This is a genomic window from Pareuzebyella sediminis (genome assembly GCF_008367235.1).
Classification (GTDB): domain Bacteria; phylum Bacteroidota; class Bacteroidia; order Flavobacteriales; family Flavobacteriaceae; genus Pareuzebyella; species Pareuzebyella sediminis.
The window spans coordinates 91,750-114,511 of the sequence record NZ_VTZS01000003.1 but is presented as its reverse complement, the minus strand read 5'-3'; the positions used below and the strand labels follow the sequence as shown (position 1 = coordinate 114,511).

Below are 22,762 nucleotides of genomic sequence, written 5' to 3'. Positions count from 1 at the left end.
ATGAAACGATTTAAACATATAACCTATAAAATACACCTCCCATGCACAGTTCTAGATGGTGCCCATCAATGGAGGAAACGAGTGGCCCAATTTTTTATACTGGCTCTAACCGTAGTGGGATGTACTGATTTTGTGGATGTAGACCCCCCTAAGAACAACTTGGTATCAGAAACCGTGTTTGACAACGCGTCCACGGTGGAATCCGCACTTTCCAATCTCTATTTTGGTATGCGTGAAGAGGGAATCGTGTCCGGGACAACGGGAGTGACACCCGTGTTGGGCATTTATGGGGACGAATTGGATTATTATGGCTTTAGTGCCGATTTAATCCAATTGTATCAGAATGATGTACCGGCTGCAAACGGCATTACAACGAATTGGTGGCGCCAGGCCTACCATCTGATTTATGGAGCCAACGATATAATCCGGGGTGTGGGTGAATCAGAGGCATTGACTATAAGTGAAAAAAACAGGTTCATTGGGCAGGCATTGTTCATCCGTGCTTATCTGCACAGTCAATTGGTATTTGCCTTTGGGAACATACCTTACATCACTTCTACCAATTATTTGGAGAATGGCAAGGTATCCCGAACTCCTGCATCAGAAGTTTATCAAAATGTCATTACAGATTTAACGGAGTCAGCAACAGCGTTGGATGGCAATGATTTTACTTCAACTGAAAGGGTTTACGCAGATAGAGACGTGGCCAAGGCATTATTGGCGAGGATGTACCAATATATTGAGGACTGGGAGATGGCGGAATCCTTGGCCTCTGACCTTATTACCTCCTATGGCTTGGAAGACGATTTGGACAAGGTTTTCGTTAAAGCCTCTCCGGAAACGATTTGGCAGCTTAAGGCAGATACCGAATTTCCTTTGAACACCTTGGAAGGGGAACAGTTGATCATCAAGTCCATTCCGGGACAGTCTTATGCTTTGACAGACGATTTCTTGATGGCTTTTGAAACCAATGACCTGAGAAGGGTTTATTGGGTGGGTAGTATGTCGGATTTGGACAACACCATTAAGTTATTCTTTGCACAAAAGTACAAAGCCGATATCAACGAATCCGAATCCTTGGAGTATTCCATTCTGTTCCGTTTGGCGGAACAGTATTTGATCCGAGCTGAAGCCAGGGCCCATTTAGGCAATATCGCTGGTTCGCAGTCGGACCTTAATGTTATCCGAAACCGTGCTGGACTTCCAAAATCTACGGCCAATACCAAGGACGAGCTACTGGATGCCATTCTCCAAGAACGAAGAATAGAACTATTTACCGAACAGGGGCTACGCTGGTTCGATCTCAAACGTACAGGTTTGGCTAACCAGACAATGAGCCTAATGAAATCCAATTGGCAGGCAACGGATGTCCTCATGCCCATACCAGAGTCAGAGTTGGAGGCCAATCCCAATCTAAAGCCACAAAATGATGGATATTGAACAAAATGTTTATGCAGTGCATTTAGGTCCAGAACCTAACTCTAATGGAACCTTTTCCAAATTGATATTGACCATGGGACGGTTACTCGTTTTGGCTTGTATAGCGATTCTTCCGATTACGACTTTTGCAAGGAATACTTCGGTAATTCTGGCAAATGGTCAGTACGGCGGATTTCTTGAAAAAGAGAACCACTTTTTGACGGTTACCATGGAGCAAGATCAGGTTTATCTAAACGTACCTGAGAAGGTTTTGGATAGACCGGTTCTATTTGTTCGTTATGATAACGGAAATGATCGCTTGTTTTTACAAGTGGTCTGGTCACTGCATGGGGACAAATTACTCTTGAAGGCACCCGTAATCCATTCTACTGCAGGGATTTCCATTCCCATTCAACCAAACATTTCCCTTTCCGATAATATCCTCGGTATCTTTCCCCGTGAAAAGGGGAAGGAAAAACCGGGAAACTATACAGTGAACATAACTGATCTTTTACTGCAACAAATGATTGAATGGGAACCAGGCTTTTCGGAAAAACTGGTTCCCGAAATCTCCTTGTTGTTGGGTGCCAAAAACCTAACCGATGAAGTGATCATCAAGGTCCGAAGAGGATTGGTCAAGGGAGGATCTAAAATATCCATACCTACCTTTTATGGATTCGCTCTGTTGCCGGAGCCAATGAAGGCAAGAAGGTTTGATTATCGGATGGGATTCTATGATGAGGAGACCACTGGTATTCATTTCCATATGAGAAATAGCCTCGCCAACATAGCCAGATGGCGTTTGGAAAAGAAGCATAAGGACCTAGAGATCAGTGCTCCGGTAAAACCCATCACCTTTATCATTTCTCCTGATGTCCCCAAGAAGTGGAGGCCCTATGTCAAAGCAGGAATTGAGGAATGGTTACCAGCCTTTGAGGCGGCAGGTTTCAAGAATGCCCTTGTGGTCAAAGAAGTTGACAGTCTGGATGAATGGACGACCCACAGCCTCCACTCCAACATTGTGTATTGGTCAATGGGAAAATACATGAGGGGTTCCGAATATGAGGATTATGGGGCCACTGTGGCAAGGATCATTGACTTGAGGACCGGGGAAATTTTGCGTGGTGACATCTTTATAGGAGCCTCGGAACGGACCGCCATGGAAAGGTACTTTGTCCGTCTAGCACCATTGGACAAAAGGGCCCAACAATTTCCGTTACCCGATGAAATTGTTGGTTCCATGTTCCAAGTAACAGTTGCTCATGAAGCAGGTCATATTTTTGGGCTTAAGGATGCCAACTATGGAGAATATACCTATCCGTGGGATAAAATGAACGATAGTATATGGCTCAGGAACATGGGTTATACCCCAAGCATCATGAATTATGCGAGACCATCGAATATTCCCCAACCAGAGGACAGTATTTCTCCTTCACTTTTGGTTCAAAAAGTGGGTCCTGCCGATAGGTACAATATCATGTGGGCCTATACTGAATTTGAAGAGGATACGTCAACGGAGCAGGAAAGCTTGGCCTTGGAAAAAATGATCCGGTGGCAGGATTCTGTACCCTGGTATCGTTTCCACAACGCCATATTCGAAACCCTTGGTCCCGCAGCTTCGAACGAAGTGGTCGAAACCAACAATCCTGTCCGTAGTACCGAATTGGCCTTAAAAAATGTCGAAAGGGTAATCTCCCTTTTGCCCAAGGTGACCCAAGACCAAAACGATAATGCGCTTTTGGGTCGATTGTATGAAAAGACCATGGAATTGTGGTACAACCATATGGTCCATGTTTCGACCCTGATCGGAGGATATGACATTCACTACAAACCTTTGGGGCATGAAGGGAAGATGTACACCCCTATTCCTTGGAAAAAGCAATCGGAGGCAATTGATTTTCTATTGGTCAATGCCTTTGATCCACCCAAATGGTTGACCCATCCCGAATTTGAAGAAAAAACAAGGTATTCCACTTTTCCTGACAAGGTCATGGAATACCAACAAAGGATTTTACCGGAACTGATTATGGCACCTCGCTTGAAGCGACTGGAGTATATGGAGTACAGCCTTGACTCAGAAAATTTGGTCCAAACCTATCTCGACCAATTGCAATCAGGGCTGTTTTTGGAATTGCAATCTGGGTATACCGAAGTGGACCGGAGAAGACAGGCCCTACAAACCCTTTATATAGATCAATTGATTATGATTGTAGAACAGCAACGATCTGGATTGGACCCCCAACAACGGTTTTTTGCACATTCCGATTATATGAAAGCCCTGATCCTTGGGCGATTGATCGATTTAAAAAAGGGGATTGAAAAAGGACTGGAACAGCGATGGGACACAACCACTAAATCGCATTGGCAACGATGTCTGCAAAAAATCAATAGGATGTAAGCCCTCGTTGAAGAAACTTCATGGACATAGCTCAATACACTTGGTTCATGAAAGTATTTTGAATTAGTGAAAAAGGTGCCTTTTCCAAGGCACCTTTTAGTTTAGACATAAGAACCATTAAGGTTCATCCTTGGCCAAAGGGGTACTCCCAAAACTTGGCAAGGAATACAATTGGTAACCGTCATGAAGGCAAGGGTATTCCCCATCCTCATCACAACCCGCTTCAGCTGGAATGGATTTCCATTGTTGCACTGAAGTGTCATAATAATGGCCTTGTTGAAAAGTAACCTTTTCCTCCGTTGCAAAGGCCAGGCCAACCGCCAACAAAATGGCGAAGGCCGGTAAAACAAGTTTTAAAAAATTAGATTTCATAATACTTGGTATTAAAAGTTAATGCCTACTCTTTTATAGGTTTTCGGCTTCCCCTGTGACTACGTAGTATTTTGATGTGATTGCATGTTGTATTGTTTCTTTGTCCACAGGATCCCCAATAAGGCAAGGACCATAAAAGTGATATTCAATAGGATATGGTGCTTCCATCCCAAGGCCGATATGACCCCGCCACAAGAACATGGGATGGAATCACTGTATTTAAGAACTATAATGATATAGGTGGTGAATAGCCCCAATAGAATAAAGCTGGCATAAAATGCCATGGTTTGGTATTTAGGAAACCACAATATGCCAGCAATGACCAATTCCAGAAAAGGAACGACCCATGAAATCAAAGAGGCATAGGGGGAAATATAGGGCATCCGCTCCAAGCGCCATTGAAAGAGATCCAAATGGACCAATTTGCTTACCGCTGTATAAACAAAAAGGATGGTCAGCAAAAGGCTGAAGAGGGTAACAAGCTTGGAGTGAATTCCTTTGAATGACATATCATTTGATTTGATATGACAAAGTTCGGGAGTCTGATGTATCTCTAAGGGAGTATTTGTTATCTGAAACGGAGTAAATACATGATTTTAAGGGTTTTATAACCTTAAATCCGTAGGAGACATTCCATATTTGTCCTTGAATGCCCTTGAAAAATGTGTTTTGCTCTTGAATCCTGTCATTTGGATGATTTGCTTTATCGTTAAGGTGCTGTGTTGGATGAGGGTCCTAGCCATTCGAAGACGTTCCCTGATCAGAAATCTAAAAATGGTCGTACCGTAGATCTGTTTGAAACCATATTTCAGTTTGTACTCATTGGTGCCCTCTTGATGTGCAAGATCCTTTAAGGTGGGGAGATCCTTGTCCAAGTTGTTGATGATCATATCATGGACATCCCTGATGATTTGGATGTCCTCTGGGGTCAACGTGACCTTGTGTTCCTTGATGCCCTTGGTCACTTTGAGTTTATTTTTGGGCAACCCCGTTTCAAAGGGTTCCCCCTTGGAAAAGAAGACGGAGTTCAACAGGGTTTTTTGACCACCCCCATCCAGGGCCTGGTACACCGATATTTGACAATCCTTGGCCAGCAAAAGACCATCGTTCGTAATGAATTCCAGGAACAATACCGTTTCAGACCGCTCCCGCTTCAGATGTTTGGCCATCTTCTTGGTCCATCTTTCCCGGGACCTTTCCGTCATGAATTCAGTGATGTGTTTTCCGAAAAGATCCATAGGGGGATAGGACAATAGAGAACAGGTGCCGTTGGTGAGCAATTCGATTTGACCATTCCCATCTAAGATCATGGACAGTTGGATGACACATTGTGGGGTGTTGTGCGCATTTGCAAAACCTTGATGGATAAAGGCCGCCCCTATTTCCTCATTGACCATGTTCAGCATGACCACCAGGGAGGCGATATTGTCATTCTTGTCCATGGGTTCAATGGAATAGAAGAAATTGCCCTTGGCCATTTCCAAGAGCATCTTTTGTATCCGTTTTACCCTAAAGTCATCGCTGTTCGGCATATCCTTTCATTAAATTGATTAGTTATCATCGGTTTCCTTAATGCCCAAATAGGCCAAGGCCTCCGATTTTTTGGTAAAAGATTGTGTAGGCACCTTTTGGGAATGGGTGTCCAGATAAATGGCGCTGATCATGTCAGTAACCGGTGGATAGATCAAGAAGGCCAGTTTTTTGATCCAAAGGGAACCTTCCAGTGCCAAATAGTCCCTAGCGGCCTTATCGATATTCCTGACCTCCCGTATATCGCAGAGCACAGGCATCACTTTGCCTTCTTGTAATTCCATCCGATCCTTGACAATGAGCTCTGCTGCCTTAACATTGATACAAGGCACTTTCTTATATATGATGTGTAACAGATCATCGGTCAACAGATATACGGCAAAGGTGTTTTCATGTGTTTTTTTCATCTCTGGAAAACTGGTTAGCAAAATCAATTTACAAAATTACTGCAATTGAAGTTTTCACTGGAGGGCAGTTATTTGTAATAAAGGGCTTTCTGTTATCCGAAAAGGAGTATTTGTTATCTGAAAAGGATTAACTGGAATATGTATGCTTTATCAGCTTACAAAATCCGTTTCTTTTTATCACAAATAAAAACAAATAAAATGGCCAAGATCAAACACCACAATTTTTTGAACACCGTACATGAAGTATTCACCGATGCAAAACAAGCTGGGGTATTGCACCTTTATGCCGGGGGAAAGTCCTTTTCGGGAAGGACGATAGAAGTCGGCGGTAGGGAACTATACCATTTTGGGACCACGGGTTATTTAGGACTGGAACAGGATTCCCGCTTAAAGGAGGCCGCCATGAATGCCATAGAGAAATACGGCACTCAATTTCCACTCTCCAAGTCCTATATCTCCAATCCACTTTATAAGGAACTTGAAGGCTATATCAAGGAGATGTACGGTCAACCCATTGTCATCACCAAGAACAGTACACTCGGTCATCTGGGCGTCATTCCCAGCGCGGTGGATGACAATGATGTAATCATTTTGGACCATCAGGTGCATTGGAGTGTACAGAATGCGGCCAAGATGTTAAAGACACGAAGTGTTCCCATCGAAATGATACGCCACAATAATTTGGAGATGTTGGAGGACAAAATCAAGAAGTACCAACATTCCAAAAGACACATCTGGTATATGGCCGATGGCATCTATTCCATGTACGGGGACTATGCCCCTGTCACAGAATTGATGGCGCTTTCTGAAAAATACCCACAACTCCATTTTTATTTTGACGATGTCCACGGGATGAGTTGGGTCGGTAAAAATGGTACTGGTTATGTACTGGACCAATTAGGGGAATTACCGGAAAATGTGCTACTCTTCGGCACATTGAGCAAGACCTTTGGAGCCAGTGGTGCTGTATTGGTCTGTTCCAACCCACAACTATACGATAAAATAAAGACCTTTGGGGGTCCCTTGACCTTTTCTGCCCAATTGGAACCCGCTTCTGTGGCCGCTGCCATGGCCTCCGCGCAGATTCATCTTTCCCCCGAGATCTATGACCTACAGCAAGATTTGCGGGAACGGATTGATTATTTCAATGCATGCCTGTCCACAACCGAGCTACCATTAATAGACCAAAACGAATCACCGGTATTTTACATTGGCACAGGAATGCCCAAGACCGGTTACAATTTTGTGAACCGATTGATCCGTGAGGGCTACTATGTCAATTTGGGTATTTTTCCCGCAGTACCGGTAAAAAACACCGGGGTACGAATCACCATTTCAAGACATAACCAAAAGAAAGAAATCAAAGGACTGGCAGAAGCCATGGAATATCATTTTCCACTAGCCCTGGAAGACACCCAAACAAATGCCGAAAGGGTCTTCTATGCCTTTAAATTGGAACACAAGTCCCAAAGCAAACCGCAAGAGTCATCCGAACTGACCATCGAAATTTTCGATACTATTCATCAAGTTGATAAAACCATGTGGAACAAGTACATGGGAGGACAAGGTGTCTACGATTGGGAAGGACTGAAATTTTTGGAAAAGGCTTTTCAAGGAAACTCCCAAAAGGAACACAATTGGTCGTTCCGATATGTGATCATAAAGGACTCCAACGGCTTTCCCATCTTGGTAACCTTTATGACCCTTTCTCCGTGGAAAGATGATATGCTCGCCCAAGCATCAATATCGGCTGTCATTGAACAAGAGCGGAAAGAAAATCCATATCATTTATCGTCCATGGTCCTATCCTTGGGGTGTTTATTCACCGAAGGCAACCACCGTTATTGGGACGAATCACATCCATCCAATAAAGAAGCCATTGATGCCCTATTGGAACTCCTTGAAAAAATGGAACACCAATTCGGGGCAAAAATGACCGTTTTACGAGACTTTGAGGCAAAGACCTCTTGGCATGAAACGCTGTATGGCCATGGGTTCTTGCGGGTGCAGATGCCCAACTCCTGTACCCTGGACTTAACGGGGGTCGATTCCATGACGAAGTATATTGAACAATTATCCTCCAGAAACCGAAGGCATTTCCGGAAGGACATCCAACCCTTTTTGGAATTGACGCAATCCGAAATCATCTCCAAGACCAATGCTTTCCAAATACAGGAATTCAAACGTCTTTTTGGAGAAGTGCAAAAACGGAACCTTGGTCTGAACACCTTTTCATTTCCCGATAAGCTGTTTGAAGAAATGAACGATAATGAACTTTGGGAATTTATCGTACTGACCCCTAACGGGGAACCCAATATCATTCTCGGGGTGATGTTCTGTTATACCAATCAGAACAATGTCTATGTTCCTGCCTTCGTGGGTATGGATTACGACCTATTGGAAAATTATGCGACCTACCGTCAATTGCTATATCGAACCATTGAACGGGCAATTGCCATCAAAATCCCCAAAATCGATTTTGGGATGACCGCCTCTTTTGAAAAAAGAAAGCTGGGAGCGATGGTACATGAGAAATATGCCTATCTCCAGACCAATGACAATTTCATCTTGGAAATGATCGGGGTCATGGAAGGGCAGCAGTAATGGTACAATGTCATGAAATACCAAAAGTTGCTATTGGAATTTGAGGGCCAATTGGAAACCCTGGAAAGCGGGAACGGTGATATTCTCTTCAAGGCGGAGAAGGGCATTGCACTGGTGGAGAAATGTATCCGTAAACTGCAAAAGCAGATAGTGGGCCAGGATTTTGAAACACAGGCCGATGAGATCTATTTTTTTAAGCATGTAAAACCCCAGATCTTTAGCAAGCTCATCTATTACATCAAGCTTTTCAGCATTGAGAGCAAACGGCCCCGTGGAAAGGATGTAGCCCAGATCAAATACCTCCAGCAACAGATAGATAAGCTTCAGACCTTCTTTAACGATAATTTGGAATTCTATAATTATTACAGGCGTGGGGCCATGTCCATGGACGAACAGTATTTTGTCCGGGGCAATCGGGACCTGCGCATGCCCTTGGAATCCTTTCACTTTTTGATCGATGACCAGTTTTCCACCTGTCAGGACGGTACTGTGGCCACCATCATGGCCTATGACATGCTCATCGTTTACCTGAGAAAGGAAGTGGACGATCTCAACAACAATATGGAACCTACTAAGAACACACCTATGGAAAAGCCATCAAAATTATTTTGGACCGGGGGCAAAACGGAGCTTATCGAGCTCCTATATGCCCTGCACACCAGCAAATGCATCAACGGCGGTACCGTTGATATCAAGGAACTGGCCTCACATTTCGAGTACTTTTACAATGTGGACCTGGGCAATTACTATCACACCTTTATTGATATCCGCTCGCGGAAGAGCAGTCGGACGCGGTTTCTGGATCGGCTTATCGAGCTGTTAAACCAGCGGATGGAATCCTTGGAAGAATAGCACCTTGATTTTTCCCAAGTTGGTACCAACTTGGGAATTTTGGTTTTCAGCCGTTTTGAGGCCGTATTTTTACAGTTTCTAGCCTTTTTAGCACCATTGAAAAGTTCAATTGTACCCAAATCCATCCAAATTGTATGTCAAAAAAATCGTTCCCAAGTTGGTACCAACTTGGGAAGTTTTTCCAAAATGCTTTTTCAGTTTTGTGATGAAAGTCAAATCTATGGATGGGCCATCAAATGACATGGTATTCAGGAGGTGGTCCTTCCTTTAAAACACAAAACACATGGGAGCGACCATTATTACCACCGAAGACCTCATGGAGTTCAAAGTCGAACTGCTGGAGGACATCAAGGATTTATTGAACAACCAAAACAAGCAATCGAACAAAAAATGGCTCAGATCCAACGAGGTCCGAGAACTGCTGGGCATCTCGCCTGGCACATTGCAGAACCTTCGGATCAACGGCACCCTCCCCTACACCAAGGTCGGCGGGGTCCTCTATTACGAGTACCATGAAATTATGGAGGTATTGGAGCAGAACAAAATCCATAACCGGATCTAGGTTTGGAAGAAGTCAATTATATAAAACATCTCAATGGGGTTTTTGATCAATTCTCCAAGGACAGCCGACTGAACCCAACCCATATCAGTCTTTATGTGGCGTTGTTCCAGTTCTGGAACACCAACTACTTTAAACCGGAATTTTTTATCAACCGGGACGAAGTCATGCAGTGTGCCAAGATTGGGTCCAAATCCACCTACCATCGATGCATCAAGGAACTCGCCCATTGGAGCTATATCGTCTATACTCCATCCCACAACCCTTTTAAGGGAAGCCGTATCAAGATGTTCGATTTTGGGACAAGTACTGGACAAGTGGTGGACCCAAGCCGTACCAATATCAGGACAAGCAATGGACAAGCAGTGGTACCTATAAACAAACATATACAAACCTTGGAAAACCAAAAAAACAATAACAAACAGGCAGATTTTAAAATTTTGGATGTTGAGGATTTGGAAAACGGAAACAAACAGAAGGCCGGTGTCCCATTTCGGGACAACCTAAAGACCAAGACCCACAAAAACTACAACGAACCTTTGTAACGTGAAGTACAATACCCCACATATCATCACCGAGGGAGCCGTCCAATATCCACTGGGCACCCTGAAGGACAAGGAAATCCACTATGATTTTGAAAAAATCCTCATCTATCTTGATGCCAAGGGAAAACTTCTATTCGGGAAAAAATTCAAAATCCACCGAGAGGACCGGGATATCCTATATAAACTCAGCCTCTACTTCATCCAGGACAAAGCCCGTTGTACCCAAATGGGCATTGATATCCACAAAGGACTCTTACTCTCGGGACCTGTAGGCTGTGGCAAGACCAGCCTCATGAAACTAATGAAACACATCGTCCCACATCAACGACCCTATGAGATCATACCCTGCCGGAACATTGTTTTTGGTTTTAACCATATAGGTTATAAGACCATCGAAGATTATGGCACTTCCCAATTCTTCTGTTTCGATGACCTAGGTGTAGAACCCACCGGACGGCACTTTGGGCAAGACTGCAACGTCATGGGTGAAATATTGCTCTCCCGTCATGAACTCTTTATTGAAGACAAACGCAAGACCCACGCCACCACCAACCTCAATGCCCAGGAGCTGGAGGAACGGTATGGCACTCGCGTGAGATCAAGGATGCGGGAGTTATTTAATCTGGTTGCATTTGATAGGGCGAGCAAGGATAAGAGGAAATGAACACCTCATTCTTTTTCTTTGTCCATCAGGTACCAATAGACGAATTGATCGATATTCTGCTTTTCCGAATTATTGGTCTTATCATCCCATCCTTTGGCCTTGACCTCCAATTCCTTTAAGTCGAATTTATCGGGAATCAGGTCTTCTATTTTAGCGTAGATAGAGCCCATATCCAGATTTAGATGTTCTTTCAAAAATGTATAGTCCTCTTTTTTGAAAATTCCTTGTATGTGGTCGTTCCATAGATACGGAAAGCTTGTTATAAAACTAAATACATTTTCCTTGGATGAAAGGCTGTCCAAAATGAATTGCTGAAATTGACCGCTATCGTGCTTTGACCAAATTTCCATTATCATATTGGAAACATTTCTTTGTTTGTAGAATAGAGGTGAATCAGGCTCCCTGACTTTTTCGATGAGTACTGATTCCAAGTCTTTTAAATACGGTATATTAGGATTTTCCTGTAAGCGTCCCAAAAAATAACTTAGTTGGTAATAGTCAAGTTTTTTAGCTATGTTGAGACAGATTTCTCTGTTCCCAGAGGCTTCATCCGTTCTCAATTTTTCTCCAATATTTTGGATCAGCTGAATGGCATTGGAATACCCTTGTCCCTCTTTGAAAACCTGGATATTATCAATAATAAAAGGGATATATTTTTCATAATCCGGGGTTTTCATGCCATCCAACTCTGAACCCAGACGATAGACAACTTTATATTCATCTGAATTTGACAGCAAATCTTTCAAAACAGTCAGAGCCCCATCTTTATTGCCATCTTGGATATGGCTTTTTAAAGTGGAGAATTTAATTTCTGAGATTTTCCCTTTGGTGTGGAATGAAAAGTATTTCTCAAAATGGGAAATATGGTTGATCCTGAGTTGTTTGTTCAATTCTTTTTCAGATTTGATGTTTTTCGATCGATATCCGTAAACGGTTCCAGTTCTATCCATCGGAAATAGCTTATCAATGATATCATAGGCCTTTTCGCTTTGGTCTTTTAGAATTGACCGCACACCACTTTCGCTTTTACTTTTATCAAACTCGTTGTTGAAGGTAATAACAGAGGTTAATATGTAGTTTGAGATGTGGTCCCGGGCATAGTTTTTTATAGTTTCATAGGATTCGGGATGCTTTACTTTTAAATATTCGATCCAAAACAAATCGTGGGCATTTACTTCGTCACCGATCGCATAAAGGGAGATGGAGAATGAATTGACGATTCGGATTACTTCCCGTGGTGAACCAAAATAGGAAACATTCAGGCTTCTGATCAATTCATCAGACTCATCTTTTCTGATAAGTCTGCTCTTAATTGCGGACTTGACCTTTTCCTTGATGAACAGATCCAAGTCTGCCTTCTCCACCAAGGGAAGCTCTAATGGTATGTTGATGATTTTCTCCAAAAAAAATTTCCCGGATTCGATGTTGGGCCCGTATCTTTTATGGATTGCTTTGGCAACATGCTCTGGGTCCAAGCAAATGAGGAAAACCAAGTTTTTAAAATCAGCATTGATTTTAACAAGCTTTAGGAGCGTATATATTTCATTACGGTCAAGCCTGTCAACATCATCAATAAAAATGATTATTTTCTTTCCAGAATCACGTAAAGCTAAATTTATGTCCTTTTTCATTTCGTCAAGACTTTTGTCCTGTCCCTTAAGATCTTCTCCCAATGCCTTGAGTATATCATGGGGTTCAACCTTGACCCCTAGATTGAAAACACCTGGAATTCCGCCCGAAACGGATAGCCTTACCGACTTTAGGTAACGACTGTATTTGAGGATTTGTTCTCCAGCTTTCTTTAGGTATTCATTCCCGCTATAATGTAACTTTTTGCTTAATATCGTAAAGAAATCAAAGAGCATCTCCTCTTTGGTCTGGTATAACCACGGGTTGTAATGAAATTTTATGTAAGGTTTGTCCTTCTTGTCCTTTTGAAACACCTCTATGTGTTTCTCAATCAAGTTCAACAATGAGGTTTTGCCCACTCCCCATTTTCCATAAATTCCGATGGTCAATGGCTCAGGATTACTGGAGTAGCCTTGAATTATTTCCTTTACTTTTTCGGCAAAAGGATAATAATTCAAAAGATCATCGCTTTTTGACCTTACCGCTACTTCGTTGAGGATTACATTTTTGTTGCCCATCAATCAATTATTTATAAGTGTTAATAGGGTTTTGTACCTAAAATAGTTAACACTCAATATCAGCAAATTATTCCTGCTATTGAATGTCTTACAATTAATAGTAATATTTCTGAATCAGGCATGATATTTTTCTTAAATTTAAAATCCACATAAAATATCTCCCCCCAATAATAATTTATTAATCGGCATTTATGGCCATAAACGAGTTTATAATTCATGAATAAATTGTATCCGAAAGGTTCGGAATGGAGAAAATGGGACCTTCATGTACATACACCTGAATCTGTTTTAAATAATGGATTTGGCAATGATTGGGACATATATGTCAAAGAATTGTTTAGAAGAGCGCTGGACAATGATATTTACACAATTGGCATCACCGATTACTTTACTATTGAAGGTTATAAAAAGTTAAGGGAAGATTATATTGAAAGTGAAGGGAAATTTGCCCATCTGGGATTCTCAGAAGGTGAAATCATAAGAATTAAAGAAATTCTAATACTGCCTAATATAGAATTCAGACTTGATAAATTGGTGAACAGTAACAGAGTGAATTTTCATATCATCTTTTCAAATGAAGTGTCAATAAAAGACATTGAAGAAAACTTCCTCAGGGAACTAAAATTCGTATACCAAGGAAATATTCAGGCTCAGGAAGAAAAACGTCCGCTTACACTTCATAATCTCATGGCTCTAGGAGAACAACTGCAAAAAGAACATGCTGAATTTGCAAAGCATTCTAATCCGCTATATACAGGAATGATGAATGCAGTGGTTTCCGATGAAAAAATAAGCGAAATCCTTAATAAGCCTTCTATTTTTAAAGGTAAGTATCTGATTGTACTACCAAGTGATGAAGATTTGAGCGATGTTGAATGGAATGGTCAAGGCCACCATACTAGAAAAGTTTTGATTCAAAAAGCAGACTGCCTTTTTGCCTCAAATCCAAAAACAATTAGTTGGGGGTTGGGCAAAACTTATGACTCTGAGGCTAACTATATAAAAGAATTCAAATCATTGAAACCATGTCTATGGGGAAGTGATGCACATACTTTCGAAGAGCTCTTTACAAAAAATTCAAATCGTTTATGCTGGATAAAAGCAGATCCAACATTTGAGGGATTGAAACAGATAACATATGAGCCTGAAGAAAGGGTTAGGATTTCTAATCAAAAACCTGACGATAAAAAGATATACGAAATAATAGATAAAGTACGCTTTTTAGATTCCTCATTCACCAATGGTTTCATTCAAATGAATCAAAACCTAAGTTCTATAATTGGCGGCAAATCAACTGGCAAATCCATCTTGCTTAGAAGTATAGCCAGTACTGCGGACAAACTTGAATATGAACGTCGAAACGATTCTGCAGGAATAGAAGACAAAAGACCTGTTAAAGGTTTTGAAGTATTATGGAAGGATGGGCAAATAAGTCAACTAGGGTCTGATAAAAATCCAAGCAAGAAAATAATCTACATCCCCCAATCGTATTTGAATCGAGTTGTTGATGAGGGTGAAAATGGAAGTGATATCGATCAGATTATACAAGACGTTCTACTGCAAAAAAAAGATTTCAAATCTTGGAATGATTCGGTTAAAGAAAGAATTTCAGATATACAGGATAGAACAGAGTCAGCAATTAAAAACTTATTTCAAAATATTCTTTTGAACATTGAAAAAAATCAAAAGAAAAAAGAATTAGGTGATGAAAATGGAATCAGGAAGGAAATCCAACGGCTTGACGATGAAATTAAAAAACAACAACAGAATTCTAAAGTCAGCGAGGATGATCTAAAAACCTTTAACACTGTTTCTGATGAGATAAAAGTGAAAAGAATGAGTATCGACACCTTTAAAAAGGATGTTGAAAGGCTTAAGAACCTTAAGAAAATTTCTATTTCAATCCATGAAAATGATTTGCTTAACCTTCTAAATGAGGCATTGAGATCAGAGGTTCAAAATTTATACAGCCAAAAAAGCAGTCAATATAAACTGGATTGGTCAAATTCCATTGATATAATTGTTAACAGAATAGAAGCTGCCATTTATCAGTTATCAATTGAAATACAAGGATTGGAAGAAAGAATTGTAACTATTCAAAGTGCACTTACTGAACAAAATTTTCTTGAAACTCTTTTAAAGAGTAAAGCTGAAGAAGAGAAGAAGTTGAATGACATCATAGAACTGCTAAAAGAAATAAGTAACTCTTACGAACAAATTACTTTGCTCATAAAATCACTGTCTCAGATAAACGCAGAATATTATCTAATTTATATAGAGGCAAAAGAAAGGGTAGACCTATCTGGTTTTGATGATGAATTAGCCTTTGAAATTGTCACCAAGTTCAAGAAGGAAGGCTTTCAAGAGTCTTTTGTGAACAAGTGCTTCGATGGACGTGCCATAAGAAGCAAGGAATTTGATTACTTGACCGGGTATAACTTCAAAAATGTTGAGGAACATAAAAAATTTCTGGCAGCGGAAACTTGGAAGATTATCAAAAATGAACTTAAAAAAAGGGAGGCTATCACTAATAGAGAAGCAGTAACAGCTCTCTTTCAAAATTGGTTTGGACATGATTATAAGGTTACATATCAGGGAGATAGCATATCTGACATGTCCCCTGGCAAAAAATCATTTGTCCTTCTTAGACTATTAATTGATTTGGATGATAGTCAATGTCCAATTCTTATCGATCAACCTGAAGATGATTTGGATAATAGATCAATTTACAATCAGGTAGTAAAATTTATCAGAAAACGCAAAAGAAAACGACAAATAATTATAGTTACCCACAATCCCAATCTTGTTCTTGGTGCTGATGCCGAACTCGTAATAATAGCTAATCAAAATGGAGAAGATACTAAAAATAAAACATTTGATTTTGAATATGTATCCGGTTCCATAGAAAATACAATTCCTGAAAACGATATAATTAAAGAAGTATTACATAAAAGGGGTATTCAAGAACATATTTGTGATATTTTGGAAGGAGGGCCAGAAGCGTTTGACAAACGTAAGAAAAAATATAATTTTTAATCATGGATACCTTTGACCTCTATAGAGAAGCAAAAGAGCAATATGAAAAATTAATTCCAGAGAAAAATGATGGATTGATTCTTCTCTCTCTATATGCAAAATATAAGGATAAAGACTTTACAGAAGAGAATATTATTTCAACTATTACTAAGGTTTACAAAGACCAAGGCAACGAAAGTTCTCGGACAGAATACAACAGAAACAATTCAATAATACTTAGGTTTCAAGAGTCCTTCCTGTGGCGCAATGCCTCAAAGAAAACCTACCAATTCAAAAAATATGGATTAGAGCTTTGTCAGAATATCGAAAAACGATTAATCGAAAAGTATAATCCAGCAAAGATTAAGCGATTCTTTGCAGAATTACATAAAAGTCTCACTGAAAATATCGAAGAAAATAGGGATTTCAATGAATGGATTGAAGACCATTTTGAGATTAGGCTTCCTGAACTTACTTCCCAAATCGAAATATTGGACCAACAGGTAAACGAGTCCGTAAAAGATTTTAAAACAGGAATAAATTCAGAAGACCAAAATATATTGGAAATTCTCAAAGGTATTGAGATACGTTTGGAAATAATCAAGGAACAAGCATCAGAGCTCAGGAATGCATTTCAAATTTCTTATGACATAGATGACCTCTTGATAGGTCTTCTTGAAGAGAATAAAGCGGAAAACAACATTTCAAATATTCACAGGGTTCAAAAATTTCATGATAATTCTAGAAGCCAATTAGAGCAAGTAAGTAAAAGAATAGAAAAAATAAAGCCAAGAATTAGAGAGTTTATTTACGATTTCAACAAAAAGAATTTCGATAGAAAAACTAATAAGTTTATTGACTATTTACTTCAACATTCGGTTGTGGTTAAAGAAGAAGGAACAAAACGAATACAGTTTCCCAATAGTCTTTCAGGGGTAATCGTAAAATCTACTATAGACAATTTAAAGTTCAATGTTGTTCCCTCAAGAGAAATAAGTCCAAAACTGCCTATTGAAGTCACTCAAAGAACAGTTGATTTCAAAAAGAGGAAAGAATTATTGGAAAAAACACTAAAATGGAAAAGGGATAAAGAAAGAATAGGATACTGGACCGATTTTATATTTAAAGAAGTGGAGGAAAAACATTATCTGGACTTCACCCGCCTTTTCTTCAAAATTCTTGAAGAAGACCAACTTCCAATCGCCGTTAAGACAGCCCACAATATCATTAGAAAAAACGCAACGTATAGGAATCAATACAAATTGAGCATTGAAACAGAACCTGTGCATGACGTGATAAATAATGGAATATCCTTATGGAAAATGATAATTCAGAAAAAATAGTACCGTACGCCTTTTTGAGCAACAGAAAGTCAAAAAGTGTTTTCGCAAAGCTTGATTATACACTCAGAAGTGGTATCCATATTCAAAGAGAATATCCATTGAACGTGAATCTATATCGGTTTTTAAACGAGTCCGATAACTACGAATCCTTAAAGGACTATTATAAAGATTTTTTCAACCTAAATCTCATAAAAGAGGGTACCGATTTTAACAATTACTACTATTTAAACTTCAACGAAGATGGGAGAGGAAATGTACCTTCCGACAATAGGGATTATTTAAAGAGTGAATATATTATTATAGGAATGTTGTTCCTAAAAATGTCCAAGCTAGATGGAAATATAGAGTTAGATAGTGTAACTGAATTCACGACCCTATTGCATGAAGAATATGAGGAACAAAAAAATGCATTGAGAAAACTCATTAATGATAATTCTTCCGATAAGGGAACGGACTTGAGTGACCAAAGATTTGAAGCAGTAATATCCAAGTCCTTTGAAAAATTTGGGGACTTGGGTTGGTTAATGTGGGAAAACGAAGATGAGAAAGATAAATTCAAAGTAATGCCATCGTTTGAACGCCTGCGAATTATCTACCTACCTCAAATTGAAACCATTGATGATTTGATAAATGAGATGAAAAATGCAGAATAATTACCCTCGTATATATAGTCTTTCCACCATTGGCATTAAGCAGCATTTTAATGCCGATTATCTTTTCCATCCCTATAGAACAGATTTCAGTGGCGAGAGTGGAAGTGGAAAGAGTATGATAGCAGATATGATCCAATTGGTTTTAATTGGCTCTAGTGAATTTAAATCTGCAACCGAAGGAAATAATAAGCAGAGAGATGTCAAAGGAATGCTAATTTCCAAAAAAGGACATTCAGTATCTAGAGGTTACGTATTTCTAAATATTGAAGTTAGTCCAAAAAAATATCTAGTCATTGGAGTTTATATTGAAGGAACAAGTAATGTGGTTGAAATGTTCATCATTCAAAATGGTTATGATTGGGATAATCTAACTGTTTTGGACAAGCCTGTTTTGAATAAGGAACTACTCATAGATAATAAGATTGATACCTTAAAGAATCTGTGCGAAAAGGTTGAGTTTGCTAGAATGAAATCCTTCAAAAGAAAAAACTACCATCAAATCCTTTATGCAAATAATATCCTGTCGTTAGACATAACTAAAAATGAAACTCTCAAAACTTATGCAAGTATTCTAAGGTCTTTCTCAAGGGGTAAAGGTTTTAAGACTGAATCCGAGGATTTAAAAAGATTTCTTTTTGGTGATGATGATAAAAATGCCATAAAAGAAAAATACAATGAAGAAGTTGAAAATATAAGTAATGATTTCCATGAGCATAAAAGATATTCTGAAGAAATCAGACTAATAAATGAAAAGCAGACATTATTGAAAACTGTTCTTGAAAAACAAAAAAACTATAAAACTATCTACTCAGATTACCTAATAAAAAAGTTCAGCTATTGGAATAGCTTTAAGAGGAAATGTACCGAGGAAAAGCTTAGAATTATTAAAGATCTAAGAATTAAAAGAGACGAACTTAGATTTGTTGAAAATGAGCTTTTGAAGTTAAAAATAAATAACTTCAAAGAGTTGCTTGATTTTAGAATCAAAGTAAAGCAATTGACTAAGGAGGATGAAAGTGGAGATGACATGGAAAAACAATTTTTTGATGTTAGTCAATCTAAACTGCAAATTGAAGTTGTAGAAAAATGGCTTTCTACTCATGGTAATGATATACAAAAAGTCAATCAATGGTATACGTCTCAGCGGGTAAAGAATAATGATAAATCGGAATTACAAGAATTCATAAAATTCCTTTCTGACAACACTATTCTGGATTCCTTTAAAGTGTCCAATTGGTTAACCGAATACAGAAAAGAAATAAATGAATACCCCGAAAAAATTAAAGAGCTTGAAAAGGAAATAGAAGAACTCGAATCATTATCAAGATTTTCTGATTTGAACAATCCTGAAACTTTGGTAAATTGGGCTATTGATAATCTAAAATTTCCTCTATCACATACCCTTGAAAGTATTTTAATTTACTTCCAAAAATTCGGTAAAATCAAGCCTCTAGAGGAAAATTCCAAAAGGTATGTCCCGTATCCGGAGCATCTATTTCAGAATATTGACTCAAACATCAAGGACAGAACCAAAAATGGATTTTGGCTCAATTTAGATGGTGTCTATGAGTTCATTACATATTCAGAGTATCAAGTTTTAAATATTGAAGATCCAAGTGAGGTTGAAAATTCTCTATCTAAATTAAAGGAAGGTGTTGAAAAGAAATTGTCAAAGCTAAAAGTTAAAAAGAAAAATAAAGAACACCTTAAAAACAAACTTTTTGAACATAGTAATCTTGAAAAGCATATTGGCCTTTTCAACAGAAAAGATGAATTACTCAAATTCAAAATTGATGAAGGTTTGAAAGGTATTACGGAAGATTCTTTTACATATCACCTGCAGGTACATAAAAACAAAACCAAAATTCTCCTAAAACATGATTCTTTAAAGAAGCAGTATGAAGAATATACTAGCAGAAAGAGCCAACAGGAAAATTACCAAAAAAGAGCCAAACAATTAGAGACCGAACTTTTTGAAGATGATATTTCTATTGATGACCAATTAATAGAAGAACAAATTATGGTGGAAGAAAAACGGTTGGCTGAGAACTTTGAGTATTTGAAAGAACAATGTTTTGATGAAAAATCATTTTTTAATGCGTACAATAAAAACACAATCAATCAACAAAAACTATCCGAATTAAAATATAAATTTTCAGGCACTATCAAGGAATTGGATGTAGAAATTCAGAAGAAAGAGAAGCAGCTTAGCTTGGCAGAAGATGAAATCGATGAAGCGAAAAGGTTAAACGAACAACTACTTAAATCGTCACTTAAGTTTGATGAAAAAATTGAAGAAAATGAGAATCCAGATGATGGGAGGGATTCTTTTCAATCTAAGGCAAACTCGGCGCAACTTTCCTATATCGAGTATTTAAAAATGATAACCAAAGATCTTCCCTATGATGAAACGGCTTCAATTGGGCAATTGGCAAATCATCTTTTACCAACTGTATTTCCTAGCACCAAAGTCAATGAAGATCTAATTGAAAATGATATAGTTGATAGATTAAATAAACTAACTCAAGACATTCAGGAAATTGGATCCAGAAAAGTAGAAATTTTGGGAAGCATATTCAATGATGTTTATAAAATCTATTCTGGTTATCTAACAAAGATTAATGAAATTGACAGCTTTCTCAAAAAGGGAAAAAGAGGTATAACCGGCGGTAACAAGGCATCATTGACATCTAAAAAGTCAATTCACTACCCAGATAATTGGCTGACAACTTTCAGGAAGCAGCTGCACAACCAGTTGAGCTATACAGGTTTGTTTAGTGAACTCAGAGAGGAAATTGACATTAATGAAATGATGATCAAAGCGTTTCGAAAACTTGGAGGTAGTACTAAAGTGGAACCAGAAGATTTAATGAATCCCAAATCTTATTTCGACTTGGTTTTTGAGCTTAAACTCGAAAACGAAGAAGTAAATTCTGGTAGTAATGGTCAAACTTATGCAGCTAACGCACTATTATGCCTGGCAAGACTTTCGTTAATTGAGGAAGAAGGCAGGGATGGATTAAAAATCATGCCAATAGATGAAGCAGAAGGCTTAGGAAGTAATTATGATATGCTACATGAACTAGCGAAAGAGGAAAAATATCAAATTGTTACCATGGCCATTGAAACTGCTGGAGAAATCACCTATAATGGTCAATATATCTATATTATGAATGAAAACAATTTGGCAGATGTAGATAGTTTTGTACCTCCCCTAGGAATATTTTCAGATGAAGTGACTGAGGATATAGACCTATATGTCCAATCCTTATCAGATGATGAATAAGAATATTACTTGGAAAGAGTTGAAAGCACTTGATGATTTGTATCATCTTAAAAGAACAAGAGCAGTCATTCAAAGCCATCCATATATTAACTACCTAATCCATGATAAGGGTATTCTGGATTTAAAACCAGATAATATAAAAGTTATAATTCCAACCGAAAAATATGAGGATTTTTACGAGCAGGAGTTTAAAAAAACTCATGATGAGGCCAAAAGGTTTCTTATAGAAAATGATATAAAACCTACAGCTAATAAAGGGTTTTCGATTGAAGACATTAAAACCCTAATGCTCATCGCTGAAAATAAAGAAGAGTTAAAAAATAACCCGACTACGATAGAAGATTTCTCAAACGAATTTTTTGATATATCCAAATATTTAAAAAACAAAAAAAGCGTAAGAGATGCAGTATTTAAGATATTAAATATAGAAAGGTTCTCCTTAGATAAAAAAGAGAATCAATGGCGATTAGTTGTTGATAATAAGAGCCCTAAAGCCATTGTGATGTGTGAGAACAAATCCTTTCTAAAGCAACCTTGGATTGCTAAAGAAGCACAAGTAAAAATGTGGTATGTAGGGGGGAACAATATCGCGATCATTGACGATATCGACGAATATGAATTAATGAAACCCATCTATTATTCTTGCGATTGGGATAAAGTTGGGCTTGAGATTTTTACCAGAATTAACGAGAAACTTAAGGAACGTAATAAGAATATTCAGCTTCTATATCCAAATGAGCCCCATAAAAGAAGAAGTACTTATATTGATTATCATGACAGTCATTGGGATTTAACAAAAACCTTTTCTGGACTCAAAATTGAAAACTTTTCTAAGAGAGATATACAACTTATCAAAACCCTAATTGAAAAGGAGGAGTGGATTGAAGAGGAATCATTCGATTTGATTAGAATAATAAAGGACCTTTTATAAATCCATTTTAACATTTTTGTACCCTCTCTCAATAAAT

The 22,762-nt window shown here is 38.6% G+C and carries 17 protein-coding genes; 12 read left to right on the top strand and 5 right to left on the bottom strand.

All coding sequences use genetic code 11. From position 1 onward, the window contains the following. Positions 1–1,440 (top strand): RagB/SusD family nutrient uptake outer membrane protein, encoded by a 1,440-nt coding sequence (locus F2B13_RS11270; RefSeq protein WP_149304217.1) that lies wholly within the window; start codon positions 1–3, stop codon positions 1,438–1,440. Next, the gene (locus F2B13_RS11265; RefSeq protein ID WP_149304216.1) at positions 1,427–3,817 is read left to right on the top strand and encodes a zinc-dependent metalloprotease; all 2,391 of its coding nucleotides are present in this window, start codon (positions 1,427–1,429) and stop codon (positions 3,815–3,817) included. Before F2B13_RS11270 ends, F2B13_RS11265 begins: the two co-directional genes overlap by 14 nt. 117 nt (positions 3,818–3,934) lie before the next feature. On the opposite strand, the gene F2B13_RS11260 is transcribed toward F2B13_RS11265, so the two are convergent. From F2B13_RS11260 to F2B13_RS11245, 4 genes are all read right to left on the bottom strand, one after another. Continuing rightward, positions 3,935–4,189: a DUF6520 family protein gene (locus F2B13_RS11260; protein ID WP_149304215.1), complete on the bottom strand. Its 255-nt coding sequence runs from the start codon at positions 4,187–4,189 to the stop codon at positions 3,935–3,937. Positions 4,190–4,248: 59 nt separating this feature from the next. Beyond that, on the bottom strand, positions 4,249–4,698 hold the full coding sequence (locus F2B13_RS11255; protein ID WP_149304214.1) for a MauE/DoxX family redox-associated membrane protein: 450 nt from the start codon (positions 4,696–4,698) through the stop codon (positions 4,249–4,251). Between the two features lie 96 nt (positions 4,699–4,794). Continuing rightward, positions 4,795–5,721 (bottom strand): helix-turn-helix transcriptional regulator, encoded by a 927-nt coding sequence (locus tag F2B13_RS11250; RefSeq protein ID WP_149304213.1) that lies wholly within the window; start codon positions 5,719–5,721, stop codon positions 4,795–4,797. A gap of 18 nt (positions 5,722–5,739) precedes the next feature. Next, entirely contained in the window at positions 5,740–6,126 is a 387-nt protein-coding gene (locus F2B13_RS11245) for a DUF7793 family protein (RefSeq protein ID WP_149304212.1), read from the bottom strand. A 198-nt stretch (positions 6,127–6,324) separates the two neighbouring features. On the opposite strand from F2B13_RS11245, the gene F2B13_RS11240 reads away from it, so the two are divergent. The 5 genes from F2B13_RS11240 to F2B13_RS11220 all read left to right on the top strand — a co-directional run bounded on the left by F2B13_RS11240 (position 6,325) and on the right by F2B13_RS11220 (position 11,350). Continuing rightward, positions 6,325–8,730: an aminotransferase class I/II-fold pyridoxal phosphate-dependent enzyme gene (locus F2B13_RS11240; RefSeq protein WP_149304211.1), complete on the top strand. Its 2,406-nt coding sequence runs from the start codon at positions 6,325–6,327 to the stop codon at positions 8,728–8,730. A gap of 12 nt (positions 8,731–8,742) precedes the next feature. Next, complete coding sequence (locus F2B13_RS11235) at positions 8,743–9,582, top strand: RteC domain-containing protein (RefSeq protein ID WP_149304210.1); 840 nt, start codon at positions 8,743–8,745, stop codon at positions 9,580–9,582. A 283-nt stretch (positions 9,583–9,865) separates the two neighbouring features. Continuing rightward, on the top strand, positions 9,866–10,144 hold the full coding sequence (locus tag F2B13_RS11230) for a helix-turn-helix domain-containing protein (RefSeq protein ID WP_149304209.1): 279 nt from the start codon (positions 9,866–9,868) through the stop codon (positions 10,142–10,144). 2 nt (positions 10,145–10,146) lie between these two features. Next, positions 10,147–10,686 carry a hypothetical protein gene (locus F2B13_RS11225; RefSeq protein WP_149304208.1) on the top strand — a complete coding sequence of 180 codons (540 nt, stop codon included), beginning with the start codon at positions 10,147–10,149 and terminating at the stop codon, positions 10,684–10,686. Position 10,687: 1 nt separating this feature from the next. After that, positions 10,688–11,350 carry an ATPase gene (locus F2B13_RS11220; RefSeq protein WP_149304207.1) on the top strand — a complete coding sequence of 221 codons (663 nt, stop codon included), beginning with the start codon at positions 10,688–10,690 and terminating at the stop codon, positions 11,348–11,350. 5 nt (positions 11,351–11,355) lie between these two features. On the opposite strand, the gene F2B13_RS11215 is transcribed toward F2B13_RS11220, so the two are convergent. Then, complete coding sequence (locus tag F2B13_RS11215; protein WP_149304206.1) at positions 11,356–13,497, bottom strand: KAP family P-loop NTPase fold protein; 2,142 nt, start codon at positions 13,495–13,497, stop codon at positions 11,356–11,358. A 216-nt stretch (positions 13,498–13,713) separates the two neighbouring features. Between F2B13_RS11215 and F2B13_RS11210 the strand changes: the two genes are divergently transcribed. Genes F2B13_RS11210 through F2B13_RS11190 form a run of 5 tightly spaced genes read left to right on the top strand, consistent with a single transcriptional unit; the run spans position 13,714 to position 22,725 of the window. Next, positions 13,714–16,533 (top strand): TrlF family AAA-like ATPase, encoded by a 2,820-nt coding sequence (locus tag F2B13_RS11210; protein WP_149304205.1) that lies wholly within the window; start codon positions 13,714–13,716, stop codon positions 16,531–16,533. Between the two features lie 2 nt (positions 16,534–16,535). Beyond that, positions 16,536–17,855 carry a hypothetical protein gene (locus F2B13_RS11205; RefSeq protein ID WP_149304204.1) on the top strand — a complete coding sequence of 440 codons (1,320 nt, stop codon included), beginning with the start codon at positions 16,536–16,538 and terminating at the stop codon, positions 17,853–17,855. Further along, positions 17,828–18,508 carry a condensin complex protein MksE gene (locus tag F2B13_RS11200; RefSeq protein WP_149304203.1) on the top strand — a complete coding sequence of 227 codons (681 nt, stop codon included), beginning with the start codon at positions 17,828–17,830 and terminating at the stop codon, positions 18,506–18,508. Before F2B13_RS11205 ends, F2B13_RS11200 begins: the two co-directional genes overlap by 28 nt. Further along, positions 18,498–21,794 carry a hypothetical protein gene (locus F2B13_RS11195; protein WP_149304202.1) on the top strand — a complete coding sequence of 1,099 codons (3,297 nt, stop codon included), beginning with the start codon at positions 18,498–18,500 and terminating at the stop codon, positions 21,792–21,794. Before F2B13_RS11200 ends, F2B13_RS11195 begins: the two co-directional genes overlap by 11 nt. Further along, on the top strand, positions 21,784–22,725 hold the full coding sequence (locus tag F2B13_RS11190) for a hypothetical protein (RefSeq protein ID WP_149304201.1): 942 nt from the start codon (positions 21,784–21,786) through the stop codon (positions 22,723–22,725). Before F2B13_RS11195 ends, F2B13_RS11190 begins: the two co-directional genes overlap by 11 nt. Positions 22,726–22,762 lie beyond the last annotated feature (37 nt).

Bases quoted from the DNA above. Each gene is read 5' to 3' on its own strand.
- F2B13_RS11205 (WP_149304204.1), top strand. From the start codon at position 16,536: ATGGATACCTTTGACCTCTATAGAGAAGCAAAAGAGCAATATGAAAAA.
- F2B13_RS11230 (WP_149304209.1), top strand. From the start codon at position 9,866: ATGGGAGCGACCATTATTACCACCGAAGACCTCATGGAGTTCAAAGTC.
- F2B13_RS11215 (WP_149304206.1), bottom strand. From the start codon at position 13,497: ATGGGCAACAAAAATGTAATCCTCAACGAAGTAGCGGTAAGGTCAAAA.
- F2B13_RS11240 (WP_149304211.1), top strand. From the start codon at position 6,325: ATGGCCAAGATCAAACACCACAATTTTTTGAACACCGTACATGAAGTA.
- F2B13_RS11270 (WP_149304217.1), top strand. From the start codon at position 1: ATGAAACGATTTAAACATATAACCTATAAAATACACCTCCCATGCACA.
- F2B13_RS11210 (WP_149304205.1), top strand. From the start codon at position 13,714: ATGAATAAATTGTATCCGAAAGGTTCGGAATGGAGAAAATGGGACCTT.
- F2B13_RS11250 (WP_149304213.1), bottom strand. From the start codon at position 5,721: ATGCCGAACAGCGATGACTTTAGGGTAAAACGGATACAAAAGATGCTC.
- F2B13_RS11260 (WP_149304215.1), bottom strand. From the start codon at position 4,189: ATGAAATCTAATTTTTTAAAACTTGTTTTACCGGCCTTCGCCATTTTG.
- F2B13_RS11245 (WP_149304212.1), bottom strand. From the start codon at position 6,126: ATGAAAAAAACACATGAAAACACCTTTGCCGTATATCTGTTGACCGAT.
- F2B13_RS11195 (WP_149304202.1), top strand. From the start codon at position 18,498: ATGCAGAATAATTACCCTCGTATATATAGTCTTTCCACCATTGGCATT.
- F2B13_RS11190 (WP_149304201.1), top strand. From the start codon at position 21,784: ATGATGAATAAGAATATTACTTGGAAAGAGTTGAAAGCACTTGATGAT.
- F2B13_RS11200 (WP_149304203.1), top strand. From the start codon at position 17,828: ATGGAAAATGATAATTCAGAAAAAATAGTACCGTACGCCTTTTTGAGC.
- F2B13_RS11255 (WP_149304214.1), bottom strand. From the start codon at position 4,698: ATGTCATTCAAAGGAATTCACTCCAAGCTTGTTACCCTCTTCAGCCTT.
- F2B13_RS11265 (WP_149304216.1), top strand. From the start codon at position 1,427: ATGATGGATATTGAACAAAATGTTTATGCAGTGCATTTAGGTCCAGAA.
- F2B13_RS11235 (WP_149304210.1), top strand. From the start codon at position 8,743: ATGAAATACCAAAAGTTGCTATTGGAATTTGAGGGCCAATTGGAAACC.